Origin of the sequence: Pantoea sp. UBA5923, from assembly GCF_002431095.1 — a bacterium.
GTDB classification, from domain to species: domain Bacteria; phylum Pseudomonadota; class Gammaproteobacteria; order Enterobacterales; family Enterobacteriaceae; genus Pantoea; species Pantoea piersonii.
In genome coordinates this window covers 52,615-74,434 of sequence record NZ_DJDN01000081.1, presented here as the reverse complement: position 1 = coordinate 74,434, position 21,820 = coordinate 52,615, and the positions used below count along the sequence as shown (strand labels likewise).

The 21,820-nt window shown below is 58.5% G+C and carries 21 protein-coding genes; 4 read left to right on the top strand and 17 right to left on the bottom strand.

Going from position 1 to position 21,820, the window contains the following annotated elements:
* Positions 1 to 63: 63 nt before the first annotated feature.
* The 4 genes from hemG to pepQ are packed head-to-tail and all read right to left on the bottom strand — an operon-like array spanning position 64 to position 4,044.
* Complete coding sequence (gene hemG, locus B3797_RS19245) at positions 64 to 600, bottom strand: menaquinone-dependent protoporphyrinogen IX dehydrogenase (protein WP_311784290.1); 537 nt, start codon at positions 598 to 600, stop codon at positions 64 to 66.
* A gap of 18 nt (positions 601 to 618) precedes the next feature.
* Entirely contained in the window at positions 619 to 2,070 is a 1,452-nt protein-coding gene (trkH, locus tag B3797_RS19240) for a Trk system potassium transporter TrkH (RefSeq protein ID WP_311784289.1), read from the bottom strand.
* A 25-nt stretch (positions 2,071 to 2,095) separates the two neighbouring features.
* Complete coding sequence (locus tag B3797_RS19235; protein WP_311791912.1) at positions 2,096 to 2,713, bottom strand: IMPACT family protein; 618 nt, start codon at positions 2,711 to 2,713, stop codon at positions 2,096 to 2,098.
* On the bottom strand, positions 2,713 to 4,044 hold the full coding sequence (pepQ, locus tag B3797_RS19230) for a Xaa-Pro dipeptidase (protein WP_311784287.1): 1,332 nt from the start codon (positions 4,042 to 4,044) through the stop codon (positions 2,713 to 2,715). The genes B3797_RS19235 and pepQ overlap by 1 nt, the downstream gene beginning before the upstream one ends.
* A gap of 184 nt (positions 4,045 to 4,228) precedes the next feature.
* Between pepQ and fadB the strand changes: the two genes are divergently transcribed.
* Both fadB and fadA read left to right on the top strand, forming a co-directional pair.
* Positions 4,229 to 6,412 carry a fatty acid oxidation complex subunit alpha FadB gene (gene fadB, locus B3797_RS19225; protein ID WP_311791911.1) on the top strand — a complete coding sequence of 728 codons (2,184 nt, stop codon included), beginning with the start codon at positions 4,229 to 4,231 and terminating at the stop codon, positions 6,410 to 6,412.
* Between the two features lie 9 nt (positions 6,413 to 6,421).
* The gene (gene fadA, locus B3797_RS19220; RefSeq protein WP_311791910.1) at positions 6,422 to 7,585 is read left to right on the top strand and encodes an acetyl-CoA C-acyltransferase FadA; all 1,164 of its coding nucleotides are present in this window, start codon (positions 6,422 to 6,424) and stop codon (positions 7,583 to 7,585) included.
* 65 nt (positions 7,586 to 7,650) lie between these two features.
* On the opposite strand, the gene fre is transcribed toward fadA, so the two are convergent.
* The 3 genes from fre to pepE form a co-directional block, all read right to left on the bottom strand.
* Complete coding sequence (gene fre / locus B3797_RS19215) at positions 7,651 to 8,352, bottom strand: NAD(P)H-flavin reductase (RefSeq protein ID WP_311784284.1); 702 nt, start codon at positions 8,350 to 8,352, stop codon at positions 7,651 to 7,653.
* Positions 8,353 to 8,393: 41 nt separating this feature from the next.
* Positions 8,394 to 9,878 carry a 4-hydroxy-3-polyprenylbenzoate decarboxylase gene (gene ubiD / locus B3797_RS19210; protein WP_120457872.1) on the bottom strand — a complete coding sequence of 495 codons (1,485 nt, stop codon included), beginning with the start codon at positions 9,876 to 9,878 and terminating at the stop codon, positions 8,394 to 8,396.
* 79 nt (positions 9,879 to 9,957) lie between these two features.
* Positions 9,958 to 10,683: a dipeptidase PepE gene (gene pepE / locus B3797_RS19205; protein ID WP_311784283.1), complete on the bottom strand. Its 726-nt coding sequence runs from the start codon at positions 10,681 to 10,683 to the stop codon at positions 9,958 to 9,960.
* Positions 10,684 to 10,880: 197 nt separating this feature from the next.
* Between pepE and rfaH the strand changes: the two genes are divergently transcribed.
* Positions 10,881 to 11,369 carry a transcription/translation regulatory transformer protein RfaH gene (rfaH, locus tag B3797_RS19200; RefSeq protein WP_311784282.1) on the top strand — a complete coding sequence of 163 codons (489 nt, stop codon included), beginning with the start codon at positions 10,881 to 10,883 and terminating at the stop codon, positions 11,367 to 11,369.
* Here rfaH and tatD read toward each other — a convergent pair.
* The 10 genes from tatD to udp all read right to left on the bottom strand — a co-directional run bounded on the left by tatD (position 11,366) and on the right by udp (position 20,672).
* Positions 11,366 to 12,148, bottom strand: a complete 783-nt coding sequence (tatD, locus tag B3797_RS19195; protein ID WP_311791909.1) for a 3'-5' ssDNA/RNA exonuclease TatD — start codon at positions 12,146 to 12,148, stop codon at positions 11,366 to 11,368. The two genes, rfaH and tatD, sit on opposite strands and share 4 nt — an antisense overlap.
* Before the next feature lie 95 nt (positions 12,149 to 12,243).
* The gene (gene tatC, locus B3797_RS19190; protein WP_120457877.1) at positions 12,244 to 13,005 is read right to left on the bottom strand and encodes a Sec-independent protein translocase subunit TatC; all 762 of its coding nucleotides are present in this window, start codon (positions 13,003 to 13,005) and stop codon (positions 12,244 to 12,246) included.
* Between the two features lie 2 nt (positions 13,006 to 13,007).
* A complete protein-coding gene (tatB, locus tag B3797_RS19185; protein ID WP_311791908.1) occupies positions 13,008 to 13,538 on the bottom strand; it encodes a Sec-independent protein translocase protein TatB in 531 nt (176 codons plus the stop codon).
* 3 nt (positions 13,539 to 13,541) lie between these two features.
* The gene (gene tatA, locus B3797_RS19180) at positions 13,542 to 13,799 is read right to left on the bottom strand and encodes a Sec-independent protein translocase subunit TatA (protein WP_311784279.1); all 258 of its coding nucleotides are present in this window, start codon (positions 13,797 to 13,799) and stop codon (positions 13,542 to 13,544) included.
* Between the two features lie 112 nt (positions 13,800 to 13,911).
* Positions 13,912 to 15,549: a ubiquinone biosynthesis regulatory protein kinase UbiB gene (ubiB, locus tag B3797_RS19175; protein WP_120457882.1), complete on the bottom strand. Its 1,638-nt coding sequence runs from the start codon at positions 15,547 to 15,549 to the stop codon at positions 13,912 to 13,914.
* On the bottom strand, positions 15,546 to 16,151 hold the full coding sequence (gene ubiJ, locus B3797_RS19170) for a ubiquinone biosynthesis protein UbiJ (protein ID WP_120457884.1): 606 nt from the start codon (positions 16,149 to 16,151) through the stop codon (positions 15,546 to 15,548). Before ubiJ ends, ubiB begins: the two co-directional genes overlap by 4 nt.
* Before the next feature lie 12 nt (positions 16,152 to 16,163).
* Entirely contained in the window at positions 16,164 to 16,922 is a 759-nt protein-coding gene (gene ubiE / locus B3797_RS19165; protein ID WP_120457886.1) for a bifunctional demethylmenaquinone methyltransferase/2-methoxy-6-polyprenyl-1,4-benzoquinol methylase UbiE, read from the bottom strand.
* Between the two features lie 75 nt (positions 16,923 to 16,997).
* Complete coding sequence (gene rmuC, locus B3797_RS19160; protein WP_311791907.1) at positions 16,998 to 18,497, bottom strand: DNA recombination protein RmuC; 1,500 nt, start codon at positions 18,495 to 18,497, stop codon at positions 16,998 to 17,000.
* 84 nt (positions 18,498 to 18,581) lie between these two features.
* Positions 18,582 to 19,850 carry a tetratricopeptide repeat protein gene (locus B3797_RS19155; RefSeq protein ID WP_311791906.1) on the bottom strand — a complete coding sequence of 423 codons (1,269 nt, stop codon included), beginning with the start codon at positions 19,848 to 19,850 and terminating at the stop codon, positions 18,582 to 18,584.
* A 66-nt stretch (positions 19,851 to 19,916) separates the two neighbouring features.
* Positions 19,917 to 20,672: a uridine phosphorylase gene (udp, locus tag B3797_RS19150; protein WP_081137960.1), complete on the bottom strand. Its 756-nt coding sequence runs from the start codon at positions 20,670 to 20,672 to the stop codon at positions 19,917 to 19,919.
* Between the two features lie 302 nt (positions 20,673 to 20,974).
* Here udp and B3797_RS19145 point away from each other — a divergent pair, with 302 nt between their 5' ends.
* Positions 20,975 to 21,802: a dienelactone hydrolase family protein gene (locus B3797_RS19145; protein WP_311791905.1), complete on the top strand. Its 828-nt coding sequence runs from the start codon at positions 20,975 to 20,977 to the stop codon at positions 21,800 to 21,802.
* Positions 21,803 to 21,820: the final 18 nt, after the last annotated feature.

Sequence of the window (21,820 nt, the reverse complement as noted above, 5' to 3'; positions counted from 1 at the left end):
GCTGACAAGCGCTAATTTAAAAAAAATTATCGTTCGCATTAATTTTCGTCAAATCGCTGTTATTCACGCCGATTTGGTGGGTAACTGAGCAAATTCCTGCGCAAAACGCGCCACCTGATGCCAGTCGGTGTACTCCACCTCTTTCGTCTTATCTGTTTCCCCGCCCGTCATGCGCATAATCAACTGAATCATTACCCGATCAAACCAGCGATAGCGTGGATAGCGCAGCGCGCCAGCGAACACGGCGCAGCAATCGGGCTGCCAGGGCGACTGCTGTAAGAACTTACGCGTATAGGCATTGGTTTGCGGAGAACGTTTCTCTGGCTTACGCGCGGTCAGGTTCACGCAGAAGAAGCCGCTCGCACGCTGCTGCAGCTCACGCAGATGCGCCTTAACGAATTTCGCGACCGCCGGATGGAAATTGCCATAGCGGATCGAGGCACCAATCAGCACGCGGTCGTATTGCAGCCAGTCAACGGAGCCGGCATGCAGAATATTGATAACGTCGCACGCCTGCTGCGCCTTTATCTCACTGGCAATATAAGAGGCGATTTCGCGCGCTTGCCCGTCGCGGCTGGAAAAGAGAATCAAGGCTTTCATCGTTACATCCTGTTTTGCTTATTCACGCCAGAAGGTCGGCGTGAAGAGGACTAATAAGGTAAACACTTCAAGACGCCCAAACAGCATGGTCGAGATCAGGATCCATTTCGCCACGTCATTCATCGACGTAAAGTTGTCCGCAACTACGCCGAGTCCAGGCCCCAGGTTATTCAGGGTCGCCGCAACGGCTGCAAACGCAGAAAAGTCATCGACGCCGGTCGCGATAATCGCCAGCATGCTGATCAGAAACACCAGCGCATAGGCGGAGAAGAATCCCCATACCGCTTCCAGAATACGTTCCGGCAGCGCGCGGTTGCCGAGCTTGATGGTGTAGACCGCATTTGGATGCACCAGACGCTTCAGCTCGCGCGAACCCTGCTTGCACAGCAGCAGGATACGGATCACCTTCAGACCGCCGCCGGTAGAACCCGCCATTCCGCCAATAAAAGCGGAGCAGAGCAACAGCACCGGTAAAAACAACGGCCAGCGCGCAATGCTGTCGGTAGTAAATCCTGCCGTGGTCGCCATCGATACCACCTGGAAAAAGGCCTGATTCAGGGTTTGCCAGCCGCTGGAATAAACGTGGTGGAACCAGAGCACCAGCGTGCAGATAATGACCAGCGTAAGCTGCACGCCAATAAAGGTGCGGAACTCTGGGTCGCGCCAGTAGACGCGCAGGTTGCGATTGCTGAGCAGCGAAAAGTGCAGGCCGTAATTACAGCCTGAAATCAGCAGAAAGATACCGATGATGGTGTTGATGGTGCCGCTATTGAAATAGCCGATACTGGCGTCGTGCGTAGAAAAGCCGCCGATGGCGATGGTCGAAAAGCTGTGCCCTATCGCGTCGAACAGCGGCATGCCCGCCAGCCAGAGCGCCACGGCGCAGGCTATCGTCAGCAATACGTAGATAAGCCACAGCGTTTTAGCGGTTTCGGCAATACGCGGCCGCATCTTATTGTCCTTCAGCGGCCCCGGCATTTCCGCGCGGTAAAGCTGCATGCCGCCTACGCCCAGAATAGGGAGAATTGCCACTGCCAGCACAATGATCCCCATTCCCCCCAGCCATTGCAGCATCTGCCGATAAAACAGAATGGCTTTAGGCATCGTATCGAGTCCTACAAGGGTGGTTGCGCCGGTTGTCGTCAGACCGGAAAAGGACTCAAAGAAAGCATCGGTCACGGAGAGATGCGGCTGCTCGGCGAAGATAAAAGGCATCGCCCCCACGCTACCCAGCACCGTCCAGAAGAGCACGACGATTAAGAAGCCTTCGCGCGGCTTCAGCTCGGTACGCTGTTTGCGGTTCGGCCACCACAGCAGCGAGCCGATCGCCAGCGCCATCAAAAAAGTCTGGCTAAACGCGCGCCCGGCGCCATCGCGATAAATTAAAGCCACCAGCCCCGGCACAATCATAGTTACGGAAAAGAGAATGACCAGCAGACCGACAATGCGAGTAATGGCGCGAAAATGCATTCAGCCGTTCCTTAGAAAAGAGTTTTCATGGTGTTAAAGGGTCGAGGCTCAGCGCGCCTCGGCTAAAGTCAGAAAGCGCCTGTTTGAAAGCGTCAATGTGCGCATAAGGCAGCGCCAGCGTCAGAGCGATACGGTCCAGGTAGACAACCTCATCAATGCGTCCGTCGAACCTGGCCAGCAGACGTTCGATATCGCCTAGCTGGGCATAATCGCACTTTAGCTCATAGCGTTTCACCGGCACTTTACGCATGCGCGCCAGCTGCTTAAGCCCTTGCTGGACGCCGCCGCCGTAGGCTTTTACCAGCCCGCCGGTGCCCAGCATAATGCCGCCATAGTAGCGCACCACCACGGCGGTGATCTCACCGATATCCGCGCCCATCAGCTGCGCCAGCATCGGTTTACCCGCCGTACCGGAGGGTTCGCCGTCATCTGAAAAGCCCAGCTGCTGCGAATCCTGCGGCGCGCCCGCAACCCAGGCCCAGCAGTGATGACGCGCGTCGGGATGTTCGCCTTTCACCTGCTGAACAAAGGCGCGCGCCGCCTCCACGCCGTCGGTATGGGCCAGCAGCGTGATAAAGCGGCTTTTCTTAATCGTCTCCTCGCTGATGCTGACGGCATCAGCGGGAATATCGTAAGCGTCCATCAGGCAAGGTGCAGATCGCGCGTCATGTTCTCAATACGGTTCGCATGGATCACGACGTTGTCTTCAATACGAATGCCGCCGTAGGGCTTCAGCGCATCGATCGCCTGCCAGTTAAGATATTGACTGAACGGGCCTTCCCGCAGCGGCGCCAGCAGCGACTCGATAATATAGAAGCCCGGTTCGATGGTCAGCACCATGCCTGGCTCCAGCACGCGCGTGCAGCGCAGATAAGGATACTGCGCCGGGGCCGCCAGATGCGTGCCCGCCTCATCCTGCATAAAGCCTGCGACATCATGCACCTGCAAACCGAGCGGATGCCCCAACCCGTGTGGCATAAAGGGGCCGGTGATGTTTTCCGCCACCAGCGCCTCTTCGCTTATCCCTTGCGCCAGCTCGAACTTCAGCAGCAGCTTAGCGATGCGCTGATGCATCTGCAGATGATAGTCGGTGTAGCGGACGCCCGCTTTCAGCGTGCCAATCAGCGCCAGCTCCTCGCTGTTCATCGCCGTGACCAGGCTGGCGTAAAGCGAGTTCTTTTGCGCCGCATAGCTGCGCGTTAAATCGGCGGCATAGCCGAGATATTCCGCGCCCGCGTCAATCAGAAAGCTGTGGCGTTTCGACGGTGGCTGGTGATCGAGGCGAGTGTAGTGCAGTACAGCGGCGTGCTCGTTAAGCGCAATAATATTGCCGTAGGGCACATCAATATCGCGATGGCCAGTCGCCGTCAGGTAAGCCTGGTTGATATCGAACTCGCTCAGACCAGAGAAAAACGCCTCTTTTGCGGCGCGATGTCCGGCGACAGCCAGCTTTTGCGCCTCGCGCATGCAGGCCAGCTCATAATCGGTTTTGATGCTGCGATGGTAGTGCAGAAAATCGATCACCGCTTTTGGGTTAATGTTGTCAGCGCTGATGCCCAGCTGCGCGGCGCGCTGCACAACTGGACCGATATAGGCAACCTTATCGCGCTGGGTGGGCAGCAGTTGAGCAATCTCATCGGCGCTTTTCAGACCGATTACCTCAACGGCCTCAGTCCAGAAGCTGTTCGGCAACGGCTCAACGTTATGCCAGTAATCGACCGGCGAGTAGAACCAGAGTTTGGGCTTATTGACCCCGTCGATCCAGAGCCAGCAGTTCGGCACCTGCGTGACCGGCACCCAGGCTTTGAACTGAGGATTCACCTTAAAGGGATAGTCATGATCGTCGAGAAAAACCGTCAGTAATTCGCCGGAGTGAATCAACATCGCATCCAGTTTGTTACGTGCCAGCACCTGCTGCGCCCGCTGTTGCAGCGTAGCGATATGCGTCTGATACAGCGTTTTCATTGAATCCATTGCTCGCTCTCCCGTGTCGCGAAAATCGCCGCAGTGTAGCACAGCCGCAGCCTGAACGCCGCGTTGCAGAGGCTGTGATCCTGTTAGCAAATAAGCAAACTTTGGTTTGCAAAAAATTAACACGAATCCCACACTCCTGATCATCTGGTACGACCAGATCCCCTTTCGCGATCAGGAGACGCACATGCTCTACCAAGGCGATACCCTTTCACTGCGCTGGCTTGAAGACGGCGTCGCTGAGCTGCAATTCAACGCCCCCGGCTCAGTCAATAAACTCGACACCAGAACCGTCGCCAGTTTTGGCGAAGCGATTAGCGTACTGGAGCAACAGACCGCGCTGCGCGGCGTGCTGCTGAGTTCGGCTAAACCTGCCTTTATCGTCGGGGCCGATATTACTGAATTTCTCTCGCTGTTCGACGCGCCGACGGAAAAGCTCAGCCAGTGGCTGGCCTTCGCTAACAGCATTTTTAACCGGCTGGAAGATCTGCCGGTGCCGACTATCGCCGCTATAGATGGCTACGCGCTGGGCGGCGGGTGTGAATGCATCCTGGCGACCGATCTCCGCGTCGCCACTCCCGGCGCGCGTATCGGGCTGCCGGAAACCCGACTGGGCATCATGCCTGGCTTCGGCGGCAGCGTACGGCTGCCGCGCCTGCTGGGCGCGGATGCCGCGCTGGAGATCATCGCCGCCGGAAAAGAGGTCGACGGCGTTAGCGCGCTGAAGCTCGGACTGGTCGATGCGGTGGTAAGCAGCGACAAGCTGCATGACGCCGCGCTCGCCATGCTGAAAGACGCCATCGAACAGGGCGGCTGGCAGATGCGCCGTGCGCCAAAACTGGCGCCGCTGCGTCTGAGCCCCATCGAGGCGGCCATGAGCTTTACCGTTGCCAAAAGCGTCGTGCTGCAGACCGCAGGCAAACACTACCCTGCGCCGCTCGCCGCGGTAAAAACCATTGAGGCCGCCGCCGCGCTGGGACGAGACGATGCGCTGAAGCTGGAAACCGCCGCTTTCGTGCCGCTGGCGCAGAGCGATGAGGCACGCGCGCTGGTCGGCATTTTCCTTAACGATCAGTACGTCAAAGGGCTGGCGAAAAAATACGCCAGCGCCAGCAGCGCGCCTGAGCAGGCGGCGGTACTGGGCGCGGGCATTATGGGCGGCGGCATCAGCTATCAGTCGGCGTGGAAAGGCGTTCCGGTGAAGATGAAAGATATTCAACCGCAGGCGCTGGCGCTGGGCATGAGCGAAGCGGGCAAGCTGCTGAATAAACAGCTGGAACGCGGCAAGATCGACGGCGCCAGGCTGGCCAGCACCATTGCGATGATTCAGCCCACGCTCGATTATGCCGGTTTTGAACGCGCCGATATCGTGGTCGAAGCGGTGGTGGAAAATCCGCAGATCAAAGCAAAAGTGCTGGCAGAAACCGAGCAGCATCTGCGCGCGGATGCGGTACTCGCTTCTAATACCTCCACGATTCCCATCAGCCAGCTGGCGCAGGCGCTAACACGCCCTGAGAATTTCTGCGGCATGCACTTCTTCAACCCGGTGCCGCGTATGCCGCTGGTGGAGGTGGTGCGCGGCGAGAAGAGCAGCGACGCCACCATCGGCAAAGTGGTGGCCTGGGCGAGCAAAATGGGCAAAACGCCGATCGTCGTCAATGACTGTCCCGGCTTCTTCGTCAACCGCGTGCTCTTCCCCTATTTCGCCGCGTTCGGCCTGCTGCTGCGCGACGGCGCCGACTTCCGCCAGATCGACAAAGTGATGGAGAAGCAGTTCGGCTGGCCGATGGGCCCGGCCTGGCTGCTGGACGTGGTCGGCATCGATACCGCGCATCACGCGCAGCGCGTGATGGCGGAGGGTTTTCCGACCCGCATGCAGAAAGAGTACCGCGACGCTATCGACGTGCTGTTCGACGCCGAACGCTATGGACAGAAGAACGGCAAAGGCTTCTACCGCTGGGAGACGGATCGCAAAGGCAAAGCGAAAAAAACGAACGATGCCGAGGTGGACGCGCTGCTTAATCCGGTATGCGCCGCTACGCGCGTCTTCAGCGACGAAGAGATCCTCAACCGCATGATGATTCCGATGCTTAATGAAGTCGTACGCTGCCTGGAAGAGAGCATCATTGCCTCGCCTGCCGAAGCCGATATGGCGCTGGTCTACGGACTCGGCTTCCCGCCCTTACGCGGCGGCGCGCTGCGCTATCTCGACACGCTCGGCAACAGCAACGTCGTAGATCAGGCGAGACGCTACAGCGATCTGGGCGCGCTTTATCAGCTGCCCGAACTGCTGCTGCAGAAAGCGCATCGACGCGAAAACTGGTATCCGGCGGTTAAACCCATCGACGAAGCGGCGCTGCAAAGCGCCTGAGGAAAGAGAATGGAAAATGTGGTGATTATTGATGCGCTCCGCACGCCGATGGGCCGCTCCAAAGGCGGTGCCTTCCGTCAGGTACGGGCGGAAGACCTCTCCGCGCACCTGATGCGCGAACTGTTAAACCGCTATCCGGCACTCAATCCCGCCAGCCTGGATGATGTGGTATGGGGCTGCGTGCAGCAGACGCTGGAACAGGGGTTTAATATTGCGCGCAACGCCGCGCTGCTGGCGGAAATTCCCCATCGCGTTCCGGCGACTACCGTCAATCGCCTGTGCGGCTCGTCAATGCAGGCGCTGCATGATGCGGCGCGTGCCATCATGGTAGGCGACGCGCACGCCTGCTTAGTCGGCGGCGTCGAACATATGGGACATGTGCCAATGAGCCACGGCGTCGATTTTCATCCCGGACTGGGCCGGACGGTGGCTAAAGCGGCGGGCATGATGGGTCTGACCGCGGAAATGCTGGCGCATATGCATCATATCAGCCGCGAGCAGCAGGACGCCTTCGCGCTGCGCTCTCACCAGCGCGCCTGGGCCGCAACGCAGCGCGGCGACTTTCTGCGGGAGATTGTGCCAACCTACGGACACGACGCCGACGGCGTGCTGAAACGCTACGACTATGACGAAGTGATCCGCGAGGAGACCAGCCTCGAAGGGCTGGCGGCGCTGAAGCCGGCGTTCGACCCGGTCAACGGCACAGTCACAGCGGGCAGCTCATCGGCGCTCTCCGACGGGGCATCCGCGATGCTGGTAATGAGCGAGAGCCGCGCGCGCGAACTGGGCCTGACGCCGCGCGCGCGCATTAAAAGCATGGCGGTCATCGGCTGCGACCCGTCAATTATGGGCTACGGCCCGGTGCCCGCCAGCAAGCTGGCGCTGAAGCGCGCCGGACTGAGCGTGGAGGATATTGAGGTATTCGAGTTGAATGAAGCCTTCGCCGCGCAGACGCTGCCCTGCATTAAAGATCTCGGTTTGCTGGAAAGGCTGGACGACAAGGTAAACCTGAACGGCGGCGCGATTGCGCTCGGGCATCCGCTCGGCTGCTCCGGCACGCGCATCAGCACCACGCTGCTGAACATTATGGAACGACGCGATGCCCAGTTCGGCCTTGCCAGCATGTGCATTGGCTTAGGTCAGGGCATCGCAACCGTATTTGAACGTCTGTAATACGTTGATCGCACTGGAAGTCTGTTCCCGCCTGTCAGGGGCGGGTTTTTTCTGCCTGTGGCGCCTTAAATAAAGGCAAACGCGTCACCAAACATTTGCGTCTCTTTTGCGCCGCGCTCGGCGCAGAAGCGGTCGCGCGCGATCTTCGCCATCTCAAAGCGTCCGGCGATATAGATATCATGCTCCGCCAGGGTGGCGTAATCCTGCATAACAGCAGTCAGCACCGTACCAGAACGTCCCTGCCACTCCTCTGCCGGCTGCTCGACTACCGGCACCACGCGTAAATTAGGGTGCTTCACCGCCAGCGCGTTGAGCTCATCCAGATCGTAAAGGTGGTGCAGTTCGCGGCCGCCCCAGTAAATGGCGATATCGCGATCCGGCTGCTGCGCCAGCGCGGTCAGCAGGATTGAGCGCGCATAGGAAAAACCGGTGCCGCCAGCGATCAGGACAATCGGGCGCGAGCTATCTTCCCGCAGCCAGGCGTCGCCGTGTGGAATATCCACGGTGATCTGGCGATCGTCGCGGATGCGATCCATTACCGCCATGGCGTAGAGATTAAGATCGGATGCACCGATATGCAGCTCGATAATATCCTTTTCCATCGGCGTCGAGGCGAGCGAGAACGGGCGCTTGTCGCGTTCGTCCATTACCACCATCAAATACTGCCCGGCGCGAAAGGTAAAATCCGCTTCGGGGATCAGGCGAACGCGATATACGGTATCGGTAATCGCTTCAACCGAGGTTACTTTACAGCTTAAGGTTGTCATGCGTTCCCTCTGTCGGGTCGTCATTAGGGTTATGCTCGCCGTCAGCGCTGCGGCGGCGGGTTAAAGATGCCTAAGTCATCCCAGATCGCGTCGATGCGCGCCGTCACGGCGGGATCTTTCACGATCGGACGTCCCCACTCGCGCTGGGTCTCACCCGGCCATTTATTGGTCGCGTCCAGGCCCATCTTGGAACCCAGACCGGAAACCGGCGAGGCGAAATCCAGATAGTCGATAGGCGTGTTCTCTACCAGTACCGTATCGCGTGCCGGATCCATACGCGTGGTAATGGCCCAGATCACGTCGTTCCAGTCGCGTGCGTTAACATCGTCATCACACACAATAACAAATTTGGTGTACATGAACTGCCGCAGGAATGACCAGACGCCGAACATGACGCGTTTGGCATGACCTGCATACTGTTTCTTCATCGTCACTACGGCCAGGCGGTAAGAGCACCCCTCCGGCGGCAGATAGAAATCCACGATCTCCGGAAACTGCTTAATCAGGATCGGCACCAGCACTTCGTTCAGCGCGACGCCCAGCACCGCCGGTTCATCTGGCGGACGGCCGGTATAGGTAGAGTGATAGATGGCGTTCTGCCGCTGCGTGACGTGCGTGACGGTGAAAACGGGAAAGTTATCAACTTCATTGTAGTAGCCAGTATGATCGCCATACGGCCCTTCCGGCGCCATATCGCCCGGCTCAATATAGCCTTCCAGCACGATCTCCGCGCTGGCGGGCACTTCCAGATCGTTGGAGAGACACTTCACCACTTCGGTTTTGTTGCCGCGCAGCAGGCCGGCGAAAGCATACTCCGACAGCGTGTCCGGCACCGGCGTCACCGCGCCGAGAATAGTGGCGGGATCGGCGCCGAGCGCCACCGACACCGGGAAGCGTTCGCCCGGATGCGTCTGGCACCACTCCTGAAAGTCGAGCGCGCCGCCGCGGTGGGAAAGCCAGCGCATAATCAGGCGGTTTTTGCCAATCACCTGCTGACGATAGATGCCCAGATTTTGCCGCTCCTTGTGCGGGCCACGCGTGACGGTCAGCCCCCAGGTAATCAGCGGCGCGGCGTCGTCCGGCCAGCACTTCATAACCGGAATGCGTGACAGATCAACCTCATCGCCGCTGAACACCACTTCCTGACAGGGCGCGTTGCGCAGCCGTTTGGTCGGCATGTTCAGCACCTGTTTAAACTGCGGCATCTTGTCGAACAGATCGCGAAAGCCCTTCGGCGGCTCCGGCTCTTTCAGAAACGCCAGCAGCTTGCCAACTTCGCGCAGGGCGCTGACCTCTTCCTGGCCCATGCCCATCGCCACGCGTTTCGGCGTGCCGAACAGGTTGCATAGCACCGGCATGTCATAGCCTTTAGGATTTTCAAACAACAGCGCCGGTCCGCCAGCGCGCAGCGTGCGGTCGGCGATTTCCGTCATTTCCAGTTCAGGATCGATAGACTGGCTAATACGCTTCAACTCGCCGCGCTGTTCCAGCAGGGTGAGGAAGTCTCGTAAATCGTGATATTTCATGCGGCCTTCGCTTCCAGCCAAAGTGAATCGGCCATTATAGGGCCGATTCTTAAGCCGTGTTGGATTTTATGCGGCAACCTCAGTCGCAGCGAAAAGGAACCAGCGCCTGTAGCGCCGAGACGTCGCGATAAGCCTGGATCGGCTGCCCGTGGCGAAACACTTTAAAGTCTTCGTCGCGCACGCTGAAGTAAGAGAGCTGGTTTTCATGCACATGCAGAAAACTCCCTTCGCGCAGCGCAATGACCGACTCCTCAGGATTGACGGCGCAAAACTCCGCCAGACGTTCGTCGCGCGTTTCGCCCATATGCCCGCTGGCATGCGCATCAAGATAGTGTGGATTGATCTGGATCGGAAACAGGCCCAGCGCAGGCAAGACCACGCTACTGCGCACCGGCATATCATTGGTGGTGCGAATCGACGGCGTCGCCACGTTGCAGCCGGCGCTCCAGCCGACATAAGGCACCGCCCGCTCGCGCACAGCACGCTGGATCGCTACGATCAGGCCGGTCTCGTGCAGCATCTGATTGAGCAGCCAGGTATTGCCGCCGCTGACCAGAATCAGTTCAGCCTGCTCAATGGCCGCTACCGGCGTAGCGAAATCCTGCACGCAGCGAACCGTCACGCCCAGCGACGCGCTCAGCTCGGCGGCGCGCTGTTGATGGTCGCCGCGAATAATGGCGTACGGCACTAACACCGCAGAACGGATGCCGCGCTGGGCGATCATCGCATGCAGCTGCGGCTGCGCATAACCAAGCAAAGGCGCATCGTCAGCCAGTTTGCCGTTGCTCAATAAAAACAGTTCCATCAGCATATCCTTTTCGCAAACGTGATAAGCACCGAGTCTGACCCAGCGCACCGCCGCTCGTCAATTCTCCTTCTTGCGCCGGGCAGTTTGCGGAAACCTCAGCCAGTTTGTCCGCCCCGACATCTTTCCACGCTGCGATGCGCTATAACTCTGGCAGCAGGTTTGCTATTCTTAGCGTCCATTCAATGGGAGCATTTATGGAATCCTGGTACTTACTCTATTGCAAACGTGGACAGCTGTTGCGCGCGAAAGAGCATCTTGAGCGGCAAGAGGTGCATTGCCTCAGCCCAATGATCGCTCTGGAAAAAGTGGTGCGCGGCAAACGGACCACCGTGAGTGAGCCCCTGTTTCCTAACTACCTGTTTATCGAATTCGATCCGGAAGCGATTCATACCACCACCATCAGCAGCACGCGCGGCGTCAGCCACTTCGTGCGCTTTGGCACGCTGCCCGCGACGGTGCCTTCAGCAGTTATCGAAGCGCTGCAAACCGACGCGCCGCAAACGCTGATCGATGCGGAAACGCCGCAGGTCGGCGATGAGGTCATCATCACCGAAGGAACCTTTGAAGGCCTGCGCGCCATCTTCGCCGAACCAGACGGCGAAACCCGCTCTATGCTGCTGCTTAACCTGCTGAATAAACAGGTGATGCGCAGCGTAGACAACAAGCAGTTCCGCAAACTTTAAGCCAGGCGGAACAGCGCACGCGCGTTGCGATCGACCTGCGCCGCCAGCGCATCCTGCTCTTCCCCGCGCCACTTCGCCACCTGCTGCACGATATGCGGCAGAAAACAGGGCTCATTACGACGTGACGCAGGCCGTGGATGCATATCGCGCGGCAGCAGATAAGGCGCGTCCGTCTCCAGCAGCAGACGATCCGCTGGAATCAGCGGCAGCATTTCGCGCAGCGCCATGCCGCGGCGTTCATCGCACACCCAGCCGGTAATGCCCACCGACAGCCCCATTGCCAGACAGGCCTCCAGCTCCTCGCACGTGCCGGTAAAACAGTGCACCACCGCACCCGGCAGCTTCGGCAGCCAGGGTGCCAGCACCGCGGCAAAGCGATCGTGCGCCTCGCGGCAGTGGAGAAACACCGGCATATTCAGTTCGGCGGCCAGCGCCAGCTGCGCGTCAAAAGCGTACTCCTGCTGATCGTGCGCGGCGAGGTTGCGGTTGAAATCGAGCCCGCATTCGCCAATCGCCACCACCTGCGGCCGCTCCGCCAGACGACGCAGCGTATTGGCCGTCTCATTCGACCACTCGCTGGCGTGATGCGGGTGCACGCCCGCCGTAGACCAGCAAAAGTCGGGCTGGCGCTCCGCCAGCCGCTGCGCCTGCTGGCTCTCCAGCGCATTGGTCCCGGTTATTAATATGCCGGTGACGCCCGCTTCGCGCGCGCGCTTTACCACCTTGTCGCGGTCGGCGGCGAATTGCGTGCTGGTCAGGTTTACACCGATATCAAACATAATTTTTCCCATAGCTTATTAAACAAAAACCGCCCAGATGGGCGGTTCGGTAACAGGGTCTACCCGCCAGGCGCGGGAACCATAATCAGAACGGATCAGGAATCGGTATGCTGTTCCTCTTCTTCCTGCGACCGCCGTCCCTTCCCGACGTAGTAACGGGAAAAGAATACGCCGACTTCAAACAGGCAGTACATCGGAATAGCGAGCAAAGTTTGCGAGAAAACGTCCGGCGGTGTGAGCAGCATCCCAACAACGAACGCGCCGACCAGGATGTAAGGACGTTTCTTTTTCAAATCTTCCGGCGTGGTAATGCCGGTCCAGCAGAGCAGCACAATCGCCACCGGCACTTCAAACGCAACGCCGAACGCCATAAACAGCGTCATCACGAAGTCGAGGTAGTTGGTGATATCGGTTGCGATAGTCACGCCCTGCGGCGCGGTTTTAGCAAAGAAGCCAAACGCCAGCGGGAAGACGATAAAGTAGGCAAAGGCCACGCCGACGTAAAACAGCAGGGTGCTGGAGAAGAGCAGCGGCATCACCAGCTTACGTTCGTGACGATAGAGCGCCGGGGCGACGAAAGCCCACACCTGATAGAGAATGACCGGCACCGCAAGAAAAACCGACACGATGATGGTGAGCTTAATCGGTGTAAAAAAGGGCGACGCAACATCGGTAGCGATCATGCTGGCGCCTGCCGGCATCTGGCTGATCAGCGGCGAGGCGACCAGATGATAGATGTCATTGGCGAAAGAGATCAGCGCCAGGAAAATCACAAACACCGCGATAATGCAGTACAGCAGACGCTTACGCAGCTCAATCAGATGGCTGATAAGCGGTTGGGTATCTTCAACGGCCATGGTTATCGTTCATCATTTGCAGAAGAGGTTGTTGCCGGACTGCGCGACGCGGCCGGTTGCGGATTAACAACCGGCGCTTGCGGGTTCGCATCAGTTTTAGCGGTGTCAGCGACATCCGGCGTCTGCGCCGGGGCGCTGGCCTGCGTTTGGGCCGTCGCTGGCGTCACGGATTCAGCCGCGCGCTGCTGCGGCGCATGAATGGTATTGGCTTCGTCCTCGGCTTTCTCGATGTCGATGCTCTGCTGAACCGAACGCTTCATTGAATCGGCGGTTTTACGCAGCTCTTCCATTGACTCTTTCAGCTCCGGCGACATGGTGCCGCGGCTCGCCTCTTCCACTTTTTTCAGGCTGTCCTGCAGCTCCTGCAGTTTCAGCTCCTGCGCCAGCTCGTGCTGCACGTTGGCGGCCAGCGAGCGCATCGCCCGAATCCAGCCGACTACGGTTTTTACCGCAACCGGTAATCGTTGCGGGCCAAGCACAATCAGCCCGATCACGAACACCAATACCAGTTCACTAAAACCAATGTCGAACACGGTTTATACCTGCTTGTCGTTTTTGGCTTCTTCTTTGTTAGCCGGAGTTTGCTGTTTGTCCGCCAGCGTTTTAGCGCTAAAGTCAGCGTCCTGCGGCGGGTTTGGTTCGTTCTTTTTCTCGTCTTCATCACTCATGGCCTTTTTAAAGCCCTTGATAGAAGAACCAAGATCGGAACCCAGGTTTTTTAACTTATTGGTTCCAAACAGAAGAACAACGATGACGGCAATGATTAACAATTGCCAGATACTGATACCGCCCATGAGATATAGCCTCTGATGTTGCGAGATATTGAGAAGAATAATGTCAGCCAAAAGCCCTGATGACGCCGGGCTTAAGGCTGCGACATTACCGCGATTCAGGCGTGGCTGACAATTAGTTTGTCTTACGCCAGCCAATGAGCCAGGTGACGAAACCCGCCGCCATTAACAGGGCCGGGAAGAAATCCCAGTCCGGGCGGCTCAGCAATACGGCAGTGCCGCTTAACAGCAAGGTTGCGCCGACGCCGAACAGATAGCGCGCTTTATGATGGCGCGTCCGCTGGGCGTGCATATCGTGGGTCAGCTTATCGACGCTGTGCTGCAAAAGTTTATGGTGACGCATGCTTTCATAGAAAAGCTCCGGCAGCTCCGGCAGCTTCTCCGCCCAGAATGGCGCCTTCTCTTTTACGGCGCGCAGTATCGCAGGCAGACCAATCTGATCTTTAATCCAGTCCTCAAGGAATGGCTTTGCGGTTTTCCACAAATCGAGCTGCGGATAGAGCTGACGACCGATGCCTTCAATATAGAGCAGCGTTTTTTGCAGCAGCACCAGCTGCGGCTGGACTTCCATATTGAAACGGCGCGCGGTGCTGAACAGGTTCAACAGCACATGGCCGAAAGAGATCTCCGCCAGCGGCTTTTCAAAGATAGGTTCGCAGACGGTACGAATAGCGAACTCAAAATCTTCTACGTTGGTGTCGGGCGGTACCCAACCTGAATCAACGTGCAGCTCTGCCACTTTGCGGTAGTCGCGGTTAAAGAAGGCGATAAAGTTTTCCGCCAGGTAGCGCTTATCCTCTTTATTCAGCGAACCGACAATGCCGCAGTCGATGCCGATATATTGCGGATCTTCCGGATGGTCATAGCTGACGAAAATATTGCCGGGGTGCATATCAGCGTGGAAGAAGCTGTCCCGGAAAACCTGGGTAAAGAAGACCTGCACGCCGCGCTCGGCCAGCAGCTTCATATTGACGCCGTGCTGCTCCAGCGTCGCCACGTCGGAGATGGGAATGCCGTAGATGCGCTCCATTACCAGCATCGTCTCGCTGCAGTAGTCCGAATAGACCTCCGGCACGTAGAGCATGCGGCTGTCTTCGAAATTACGGCGCAGCTGAATGGCGTTGGCCGCTTCGCGCAGCAGGTTCAGCTCGTCAATTAACGTCTTCTCATAGTCGCGCACCACTTCCATCGGACGCAGACGACGCCCATCTGGCAGCAGACGCGGTACCCAGCGCGCCAGGCGGTAGATCAGCTTCATATCCGCCTTGATCACCGGCAGGATGTCCGGGCGAATCACCTTGATCACCACTTTTTTGCCGGTGGCTTTCAGGGTAGCGGTATGCACCTGAGCGATTGAAGCCGACGCCAGCGGTTTGATATCGAAATCGTCAAACCAGGTTTCAACCGGACCGCCGATCGACTTTTCAATTTGCTCTTTGGCTTTCACGCCGTCAAAAGGCGCGACGCGATCCTGCAGGATGGCGAGCTGATCGGCGATAACGGGCGGAAAAAGGTCGCGACGCGTTGAAAGCATCTGACCGAATTTAATCCAGACCGGGCCCAGCTGCTCCATTGCCAGTCGCATACGAACGCCAATCTCTTCATCTTTATGACGATTGGGGATCCAGAAAATAGTGCGACGCCAGAGGCGCAGCGGGATGGTAAGGCGCATGCGGGGGATCAGTTCATCAAGACCGTAGGTCAAAAAGATCCTGATGATGAAATACAAACGGCGAATCTCTCCAAATGTCATTTCGCCTCCAGCTGCGCTAAACGCGCATTCAGCGCATCAAGCGAACGTTCCATCGCGTCTACCTCCTCAGAAAACCACGCCAGTTCCAGCGCGCCCGGCGCGACGCGCCACTCTTCGGTTAATGCCTGCCCCAGATAATCCTGACGACGTGAGACCTCGCCGCGTAGCCGCCGCACAACGCGCTGCGCCGCCTGGCTGACGCCCTGCGCGGCGATATCGCCGATCCAGGGCGCGAGATATTCGGCCGGATCCAGCTCTGCCAGATCGATCAGCGCGGAAAAGCGCTGCACAACCTGCAGATCGCCTTCGACCTGCAGCTCGCCGCTGCGGATCAGGCTGGTCAGCTGCTGGCGGTCGCGCAGCTTTGGCAGGGTCTTCAGCTGCGTAATCACGGTGCAATCGCTGCTGTCCTGCCAGTCGCTCAACACATCGAGCTGCTGTTCGCTAAAGACCAGCACCAGCGGATGGGAAAGCTCCTCAAGACGCAGCGTCAGCACCTGTCCCACCAGTCGCTGGCGAGCGGCTTTCAGGCTGCGATCGCGATAGAGCATGCGGTTTAGCGCGGTCTCAAGACCGGCGGTAATCAAGGGCGTCAAGCGCATCACCATATCCGGTTAAAACTTAAATCCACGATGCAACGCGACGATGCCGCCGGTCATGTTGTAATACGTGGTGTTCTCGAATCCGGCGTCGTTCATCATCGCCTTCAGGGTTTCCTGATCGGGATGCATGCGGATCGACTCCGCCAGATAGCGGTAGCTTTCCGCGTCCTGCGCCACCAGCTGACCGACGCGCGGCAGAATATGGAACGAGTAGGCGTCGTACGCCTTGCTGAGCGGATCGAGCACCGGTTTGGAGAACTCCAGCACCAGCAGACGTCCGCCTGGCTTGAGCACGCGGAACATCGACGCCAGCGCCTTCTCTTTGTCGGTCACGTTACGCAGCCCGAAAGAGATGGTGATGCAGTCGAAATAGTTATCCGGGAAGGGCAGCGCTTCGGCGTTGGCCTGCACATAGCTGACGTTGCCGACTACGCCGAGATTGCGCAGCTTGTCGCGGCCCATTTTCAGCATCGAGCTGTTGATGTCCGCCAGCACGACCTGGCCGTTATCGCCGACCAGACGGGAAAACTTCGCCGTCAAATCGCCGGTGCCGCCCGCCAGATCCAGCACGCGCTGTCCGCGGCGCACGCCGCTGCTGTCGATGGTAAAACGCTTCCAGATGCGATGGATGCCAAACGACATCAGATCGTTCATCAGGTCATATTTCGCCGCTACGGAGTGAAACACGTCCGCGACTTTGTCAGCTTTTTCGCTTTTGGCGACCGTCTGAAAGCCAAAATGGGTAGTTTCCTGCTGTGATTCATCTGCCATCGGTTTTACCTGTTCCACAAACAATACTTCCCGAAGTGTATCAGAGTCAGGGTAGTCAGGCACGCGACGACCCGCTTATTCGTGGAGCCGCCTTACGCGCGCCTCCATTGTTGCGACGTCGTCGTCGGGCGTCTCCTCGTCGTCCCATGCCTTTTCCGGCATAGCCTGCTCGACTAACTGCGGATTAATTGAACGTTTAACTTCAACGCCCAGGGATTTAAACGCCTCGCTCTGCGCGATCAGGTTGCCGCGCCCTTCCGCCAGCTTTTTCATCGCCTCGCGGTAGCTGTTGTGCGCCTTGTCCAGATTATGGCCGATGCCGGTCATATCATCGACGAATAGCCGCATTTTGTCGTACAGGCGCGCCGCGCGTTCGGCGATACGCTGAGCGTTGCGGCTCTGATGCTCGTAGCGCCAGAGGTTATTAATAGTACGCAGCGCTACCAGCAGCGTAGTCGGACTGACCAGCATTATGTTCTGCTGCAGCGCCTCGCTGATCAGCTCCGGCTGACGGTCGATCGCCAGCAAAAACGCCGGCTCTACCGGGATAAACATCAACACATAATCGAGGGAGCGTAAACCGGCAAGTTGTTGATAATCTTTACGACTCAGCAGGCGAATATGACTGCGTACCGCGGCGACGTGCTCCTGCAGCGCCTGTTCGCGCGTCACCTCATCTTCCGCGTTGAAGTAGCGCTCATAGGCCACCAGGGTCATTTTGGCGTCGACCACTACATCTTTGCCCTGCGGCAAACGCACGATCACATCCGGTTGCATTCTCCCCTGCTGTTCCGACTGTAAACTCACCTGCGTCTGATATTCATGACCTTCGCGCAGTCCTGAAGCCTCCAGTACGCGGCTCAGTACTACCTCGCCCCAGTTGCCCTGAATTTTGTTGTCGCCCTTCAGCGCCTTGGTCAGGTTGATCGCCTCCTGCGCCATCTGCGCGTTCAGCTGCTGCAGTTGACGGATCTCATGCGCCAGCGTGTGACGCTCGCGCGCTTCCTGACCAAAGCTGTCGTGTACCTGACGACGAAAGCCGTCCAGCTGTTCACGCAGCGGGCCGATCAGGCTGTTCAGGCTCTGGCGGTTCTGTTCGTCGACGCGGCGACCGCTGTTTTCAAAGATGCGGTTGGCGAGATTCTCAAACTGCGCGCTGAGGCGCTGTTCGCTGTTGGTGAGCAAACGCTGCTTCTCCTCGGCGGCGAAGCGCGTCTCTTCAAGGCGGATGGTTACTTCGCGCAGTTCAGCTTCCTGCGCGCTGTTGACCTCCAGCTGGTTGCGCAGCTCGCGGTTAAGCTGTTCGCATTCGCCGCGCCAGTAATCAAGCTGTTGCAGCCGCTCCTGCGCGCCGCTCAGGGAACCGTGTAGCTGGCGCAGCTCTTGTTCGCGCTGCTGAAGCTGCTGCTGGAGCTGTTCAAACTGCTGCTGTTGACGCTGCTGCGCCTCCTGCTGCAGGCGACGCTCGGTGGCGAAGCTGGCCGCCTGATGGCTGGCGCGCAGCTGCGCCAGCATCCAGCCGATACCCAGTCCGGCGAGCGCCAGACAGGCGCTGATAATAATCTGCTGATCCATAATTCCCTCGCGACGCGCGTTGCTGGGAAGAAAGTAGAGTCGCACTGTATGAATGTCCAGACTATTTTCAGTCCGGAAAAGGAATTACAGCGCTTTTACCTGCAGGTCGCCCGCTTTCCAGGCGTCAGTTAAAAAGAACGGCATCGCCATTATCCATTCATCGCCTTTAACCCGCGCCGGATAAACAAAGGCGCTGCCGCCGTAGGTCAGTTCTACAGGCTGCGTCTCGCCCTCTTTCACCGTCGCCTTGCCCGCCATGCTGGCGAAACCGGCGTTGCTGCCGACGTGGAAGTTGTCCATTCGCCAGCGCACCGGCGCGTGCGGCGGCCAGGGCTGCGCCTGATGAAAATGAAAAATCTCGTCGTGGCTGAGCAGGCTCTCCCGCACCGTCGGCCACAGCGCCACCTTCAGAAAATATTGATCGGTAAAGCGCTCGCTGCCGCTATAGCGGGAGATAAAGTCGCGCATCGCCTGCGCCATATTGCTGAAGACGCCGTTGCAGCCGCCCCACATGCCCGCCAGCAGCAGCTCGGTATGAGAAAAATAGTCGCGCATATGGTGGAACCAGTATGGCGAAGCGAGCCAGGCGTTTACCGCCGCTGCTTCACGCTCCGACAGCAGCGAGTCGGCATCACGAATAATAAAGCGTCTGACGCCAGGGTCGTCCATTACCAGAAAACGCCACAGCGTTGGGTAAATTGCCTTTTCCTGCGACATATCGATCAGCGTGACGTGCGGCTGCCTGAGACGCTGCCACACATGCTGCGGCACGCTCTCATCCAGATAGATGCGACAGGTCCAGCCGGGATAAAGCGCCTGCGCGACCTCAACGTTTTTAATCAGGGTTTCGCAATAGCGCGGGTGGCTGCCATAAAGGCTGAAGGCGATTACGTTCTGTTCGGGCCGGGTGAGATCGACAGGTTCAGGCCGCGCCGCCGGAAAGGCGAAACGCTGGCCCTGGCGGAAACGGGCGTCTGCGCCATTGAGCGATTCCAGGCCATATTTTGCCAGCTCATCCTTTTTACCCATCCAGCCGCACAGCTCCGCCAGACCATCCAGCCAGGTTTCCGATGCGGTTGCGCGCACCGCGGGCGGTGCCTGATATATTTTCTGATAGATCTTGTAAGACTTGTTGTACTGGCCAAGCCGCAGCAGGCAGAGCGCATAGTCGCTCAGCACCTGCATCTGGCTGGGCATCGCGCGCAGCACCTCTTCACAGCACCGGGCGGCGGCGGCGTAATCCTGCTGTGCCATATGCTGGCGGAAGCGCGCGGCAGCATGTTCAAGACGCGCCTGCATGGCGGCGGGGGAAGCGGTTAAGGCCGGTTTTTGTCGGGGCGGAGTCTGGCGCATCGGGCGGTCCTCGCTTTTGCTGTAAAGAGCAGAGGCAGCGCGCGCGGGCGCGCTGCCTGAAAAGCGTTATAACAAACGGCGCGCCGCTTCGACCACTATTTTTACCGCATCGCTCTCGGTCTGCTTCATGGTGGCCGCATCCGGGATCTCTTTCTGGGTACGGTTGACGATAACGCCCGCCACCATGCCCGCGCGCAGTCCCTGGCTGGCGCACATCGTCAGCAGCGTAGCGGACTCCATCTCATAATTGAGCACGCCCATCTGCTGCCACTCTTTCATTGAGCCCTGAAAGCGGCTGACTACGCGGCCAGAGAAGGTATCGTAACGTTCCTGGCCCGGATAGAAGGTATCGGACGACGCGGTGACGCCAATATGGGTCGTGGCGCCGCTCGCCTCCGCCGCCGCGACCAGCGCGGTAGTACAGGCGAAATCGGCTACAGCTGGAAACTCCAGCGGCGCGAAGTGCTGGCTGGCACCGTCGAGACGCACCGCGCCGGTGGTGACCAGCACGTCGCCGACGTTAATGTGCGGCTGAATCGCGCCGGTGGTGCCGACACGCAGGAAAGTGCGTACGCCAAGCTGCGCCAGTTCTTCCACTGCAATAGAGGTCGAAGGCCCGCCGATGCCGGTCGAGCAGACGACAACGGGTTTGCCGTCCAGCTTCGCCAGCCAGGAGGTGAATTCACGGTGCGAAGCCAGCGGCTGGGCATCCGCCATCAGTCCGGCAATTTTTTTTACGCGCTCCGGATCGCCGGGAACGATAGCCAGGGTCGCGCCCTGCAGATCGGCTTTGGTCAGGCCAAGATGGAAAACGTCAGACATAGCAAACTCCTGAACAGGGAAGTGAAGCGCGCCACTCTACGTGAGCGCAGCGCAAATTTATGTGATAACAATCACTATCAAAAATGAATGTTACATTTTATCAGCCTACAAACGAGACCTTTGTCACATAACCAATCCATTCAGAGCGCCATTGCTACAAGCTGTATGCGTCAGGGTTGGCAGCAATGTTAAAGAGAAGAGTGTTTTTACTCGCTTCCTGCTCTGTTCCCAACCTCTGGCTCAGACGTAATCTGGCCAGGCTATAGTTACGTGATTGCGCTACTGCCAGTACGGAGAGAAAAATGAAAACCGAAGACAATATGGCACAAAAATCATCGACGGGCGGTTTTGCACCCGCAGTACAGCCGACCGCCTCAACCACTATTCACACCGACAGCCCCACTATTCAGTCTGGCGAAACCTCGGTGCCGAGCCAGGGCGAAAATATGCCTGCCTGGTACGCCATGCCCAAAGAGGCCAGCGGGCCGCTGCCGGTAGTGCTGGTGGTGCAGGAGATCTTTGGCGTACACGAGCATATTCGCGATATCTGTCGCCGACTGGCGCTGGAAGGCTATCTGGCTGTTGCGCCGGAGCTTTACTTCCGTGAAGGCGATCCGAATGATTATCACGATATTCCGACGCTGTTCAGTGAGCTGGTAAGCAAAGTGCCGGATACGCAGGTGCTCTCCGATCTCGACCATGCCGCTAACTGGGCGGCGCGCAACGGCGGCGATATTCGCCGCATGGGCATTACCGGCTTCTGCTGGGGTGGCCGCATCAGCTGGCTTTACGCCGCGCACAATCCGCAGCTGCGCGCCGCCGTCGCCTGGTATGGGCGCCTGATCGGCGAAAAGACCATGAAGCAGCAGAAGCATCCGATTGATATCGCGGTAGATTTAGGCGCGCCGGTGCTGGGCCTCTACGGCGGCCAGGATGAGGGCATTCCGCTGGAGAGCGTAGAGCAGATGCGCCAGGCGCTGCATGCCGCTAACGCTAAAGCGGAGATTGTCGTTTATCCCGACGCGGGCCATGCGTTCAACGCCGACTACCGTCCGAGTTATCACGCCGAGTCGGCGCAGGATGGCTGGGCGCGTATGCTGACGTGGTTTAAGCAGTTCGGCGTTGTCTGATTTCGCCATACAAAAAGG

Excerpts from the sequence above, each read along its gene's own strand:
- hemG (WP_311784290.1), bottom strand. The coding sequence starts at position 600 with ATGAAAGCCTTGATTCTCTTTTCCAGCCGCGACGGGCAAGCGCGCGAA.
- trkH (WP_311784289.1), bottom strand. The coding sequence starts at position 2,070 with ATGCATTTTCGCGCCATTACTCGCATTGTCGGTCTGCTGGTCATTCTC.
- B3797_RS19235 (WP_311791912.1), bottom strand. The coding sequence starts at position 2,713 with ATGGACGCTTACGATATTCCCGCTGATGCCGTCAGCATCAGCGAGGAG.
- pepQ (WP_311784287.1), bottom strand. The coding sequence starts at position 4,044 with ATGGATTCAATGAAAACGCTGTATCAGACGCATATCGCTACGCTGCAA.
- fadB (WP_311791911.1), top strand. The coding sequence starts at position 4,229 with ATGCTCTACCAAGGCGATACCCTTTCACTGCGCTGGCTTGAAGACGGC.
- fadA (WP_311791910.1), top strand. The coding sequence starts at position 6,422 with ATGGAAAATGTGGTGATTATTGATGCGCTCCGCACGCCGATGGGCCGC.
- fre (WP_311784284.1), bottom strand. The coding sequence starts at position 8,352 with ATGACAACCTTAAGCTGTAAAGTAACCTCGGTTGAAGCGATTACCGAT.
- ubiD (WP_120457872.1), bottom strand. The coding sequence starts at position 9,878 with ATGAAATATCACGATTTACGAGACTTCCTCACCCTGCTGGAACAGCGC.
- pepE (WP_311784283.1), bottom strand. The coding sequence starts at position 10,683 with ATGGAACTGTTTTTATTGAGCAACGGCAAACTGGCTGACGATGCGCCT.
- rfaH (WP_311784282.1), top strand. The coding sequence starts at position 10,881 with ATGGAATCCTGGTACTTACTCTATTGCAAACGTGGACAGCTGTTGCGC.
- tatD (WP_311791909.1), bottom strand. The coding sequence starts at position 12,148 with ATGTTTGATATCGGTGTAAACCTGACCAGCACGCAATTCGCCGCCGAC.
- tatC (WP_120457877.1), bottom strand. The coding sequence starts at position 13,005 with ATGGCCGTTGAAGATACCCAACCGCTTATCAGCCATCTGATTGAGCTG.
- tatA (WP_311784279.1), bottom strand. The coding sequence starts at position 13,799 with ATGGGCGGTATCAGTATCTGGCAATTGTTAATCATTGCCGTCATCGTT.
- ubiB (WP_120457882.1), bottom strand. The coding sequence starts at position 15,549 with ATGACATTTGGAGAGATTCGCCGTTTGTATTTCATCATCAGGATCTTT.
- ubiJ (WP_120457884.1), bottom strand. The coding sequence starts at position 16,151 with ATGCGCTTGACGCCCTTGATTACCGCCGGTCTTGAGACCGCGCTAAAC.
- ubiE (WP_120457886.1), bottom strand. The coding sequence starts at position 16,922 with ATGGCAGATGAATCACAGCAGGAAACTACCCATTTTGGCTTTCAGACG.
- rmuC (WP_311791907.1), bottom strand. The coding sequence starts at position 18,497 with ATGGATCAGCAGATTATTATCAGCGCCTGTCTGGCGCTCGCCGGACTG.
- B3797_RS19155 (WP_311791906.1), bottom strand. The coding sequence starts at position 19,850 with ATGCGCCAGACTCCGCCCCGACAAAAACCGGCCTTAACCGCTTCCCCC.
- udp (WP_081137960.1), bottom strand. The coding sequence starts at position 20,672 with ATGTCTGACGTTTTCCATCTTGGCCTGACCAAAGCCGATCTGCAGGGC.
- B3797_RS19145 (WP_311791905.1), top strand. The coding sequence starts at position 20,975 with ATGAAAACCGAAGACAATATGGCACAAAAATCATCGACGGGCGGTTTT.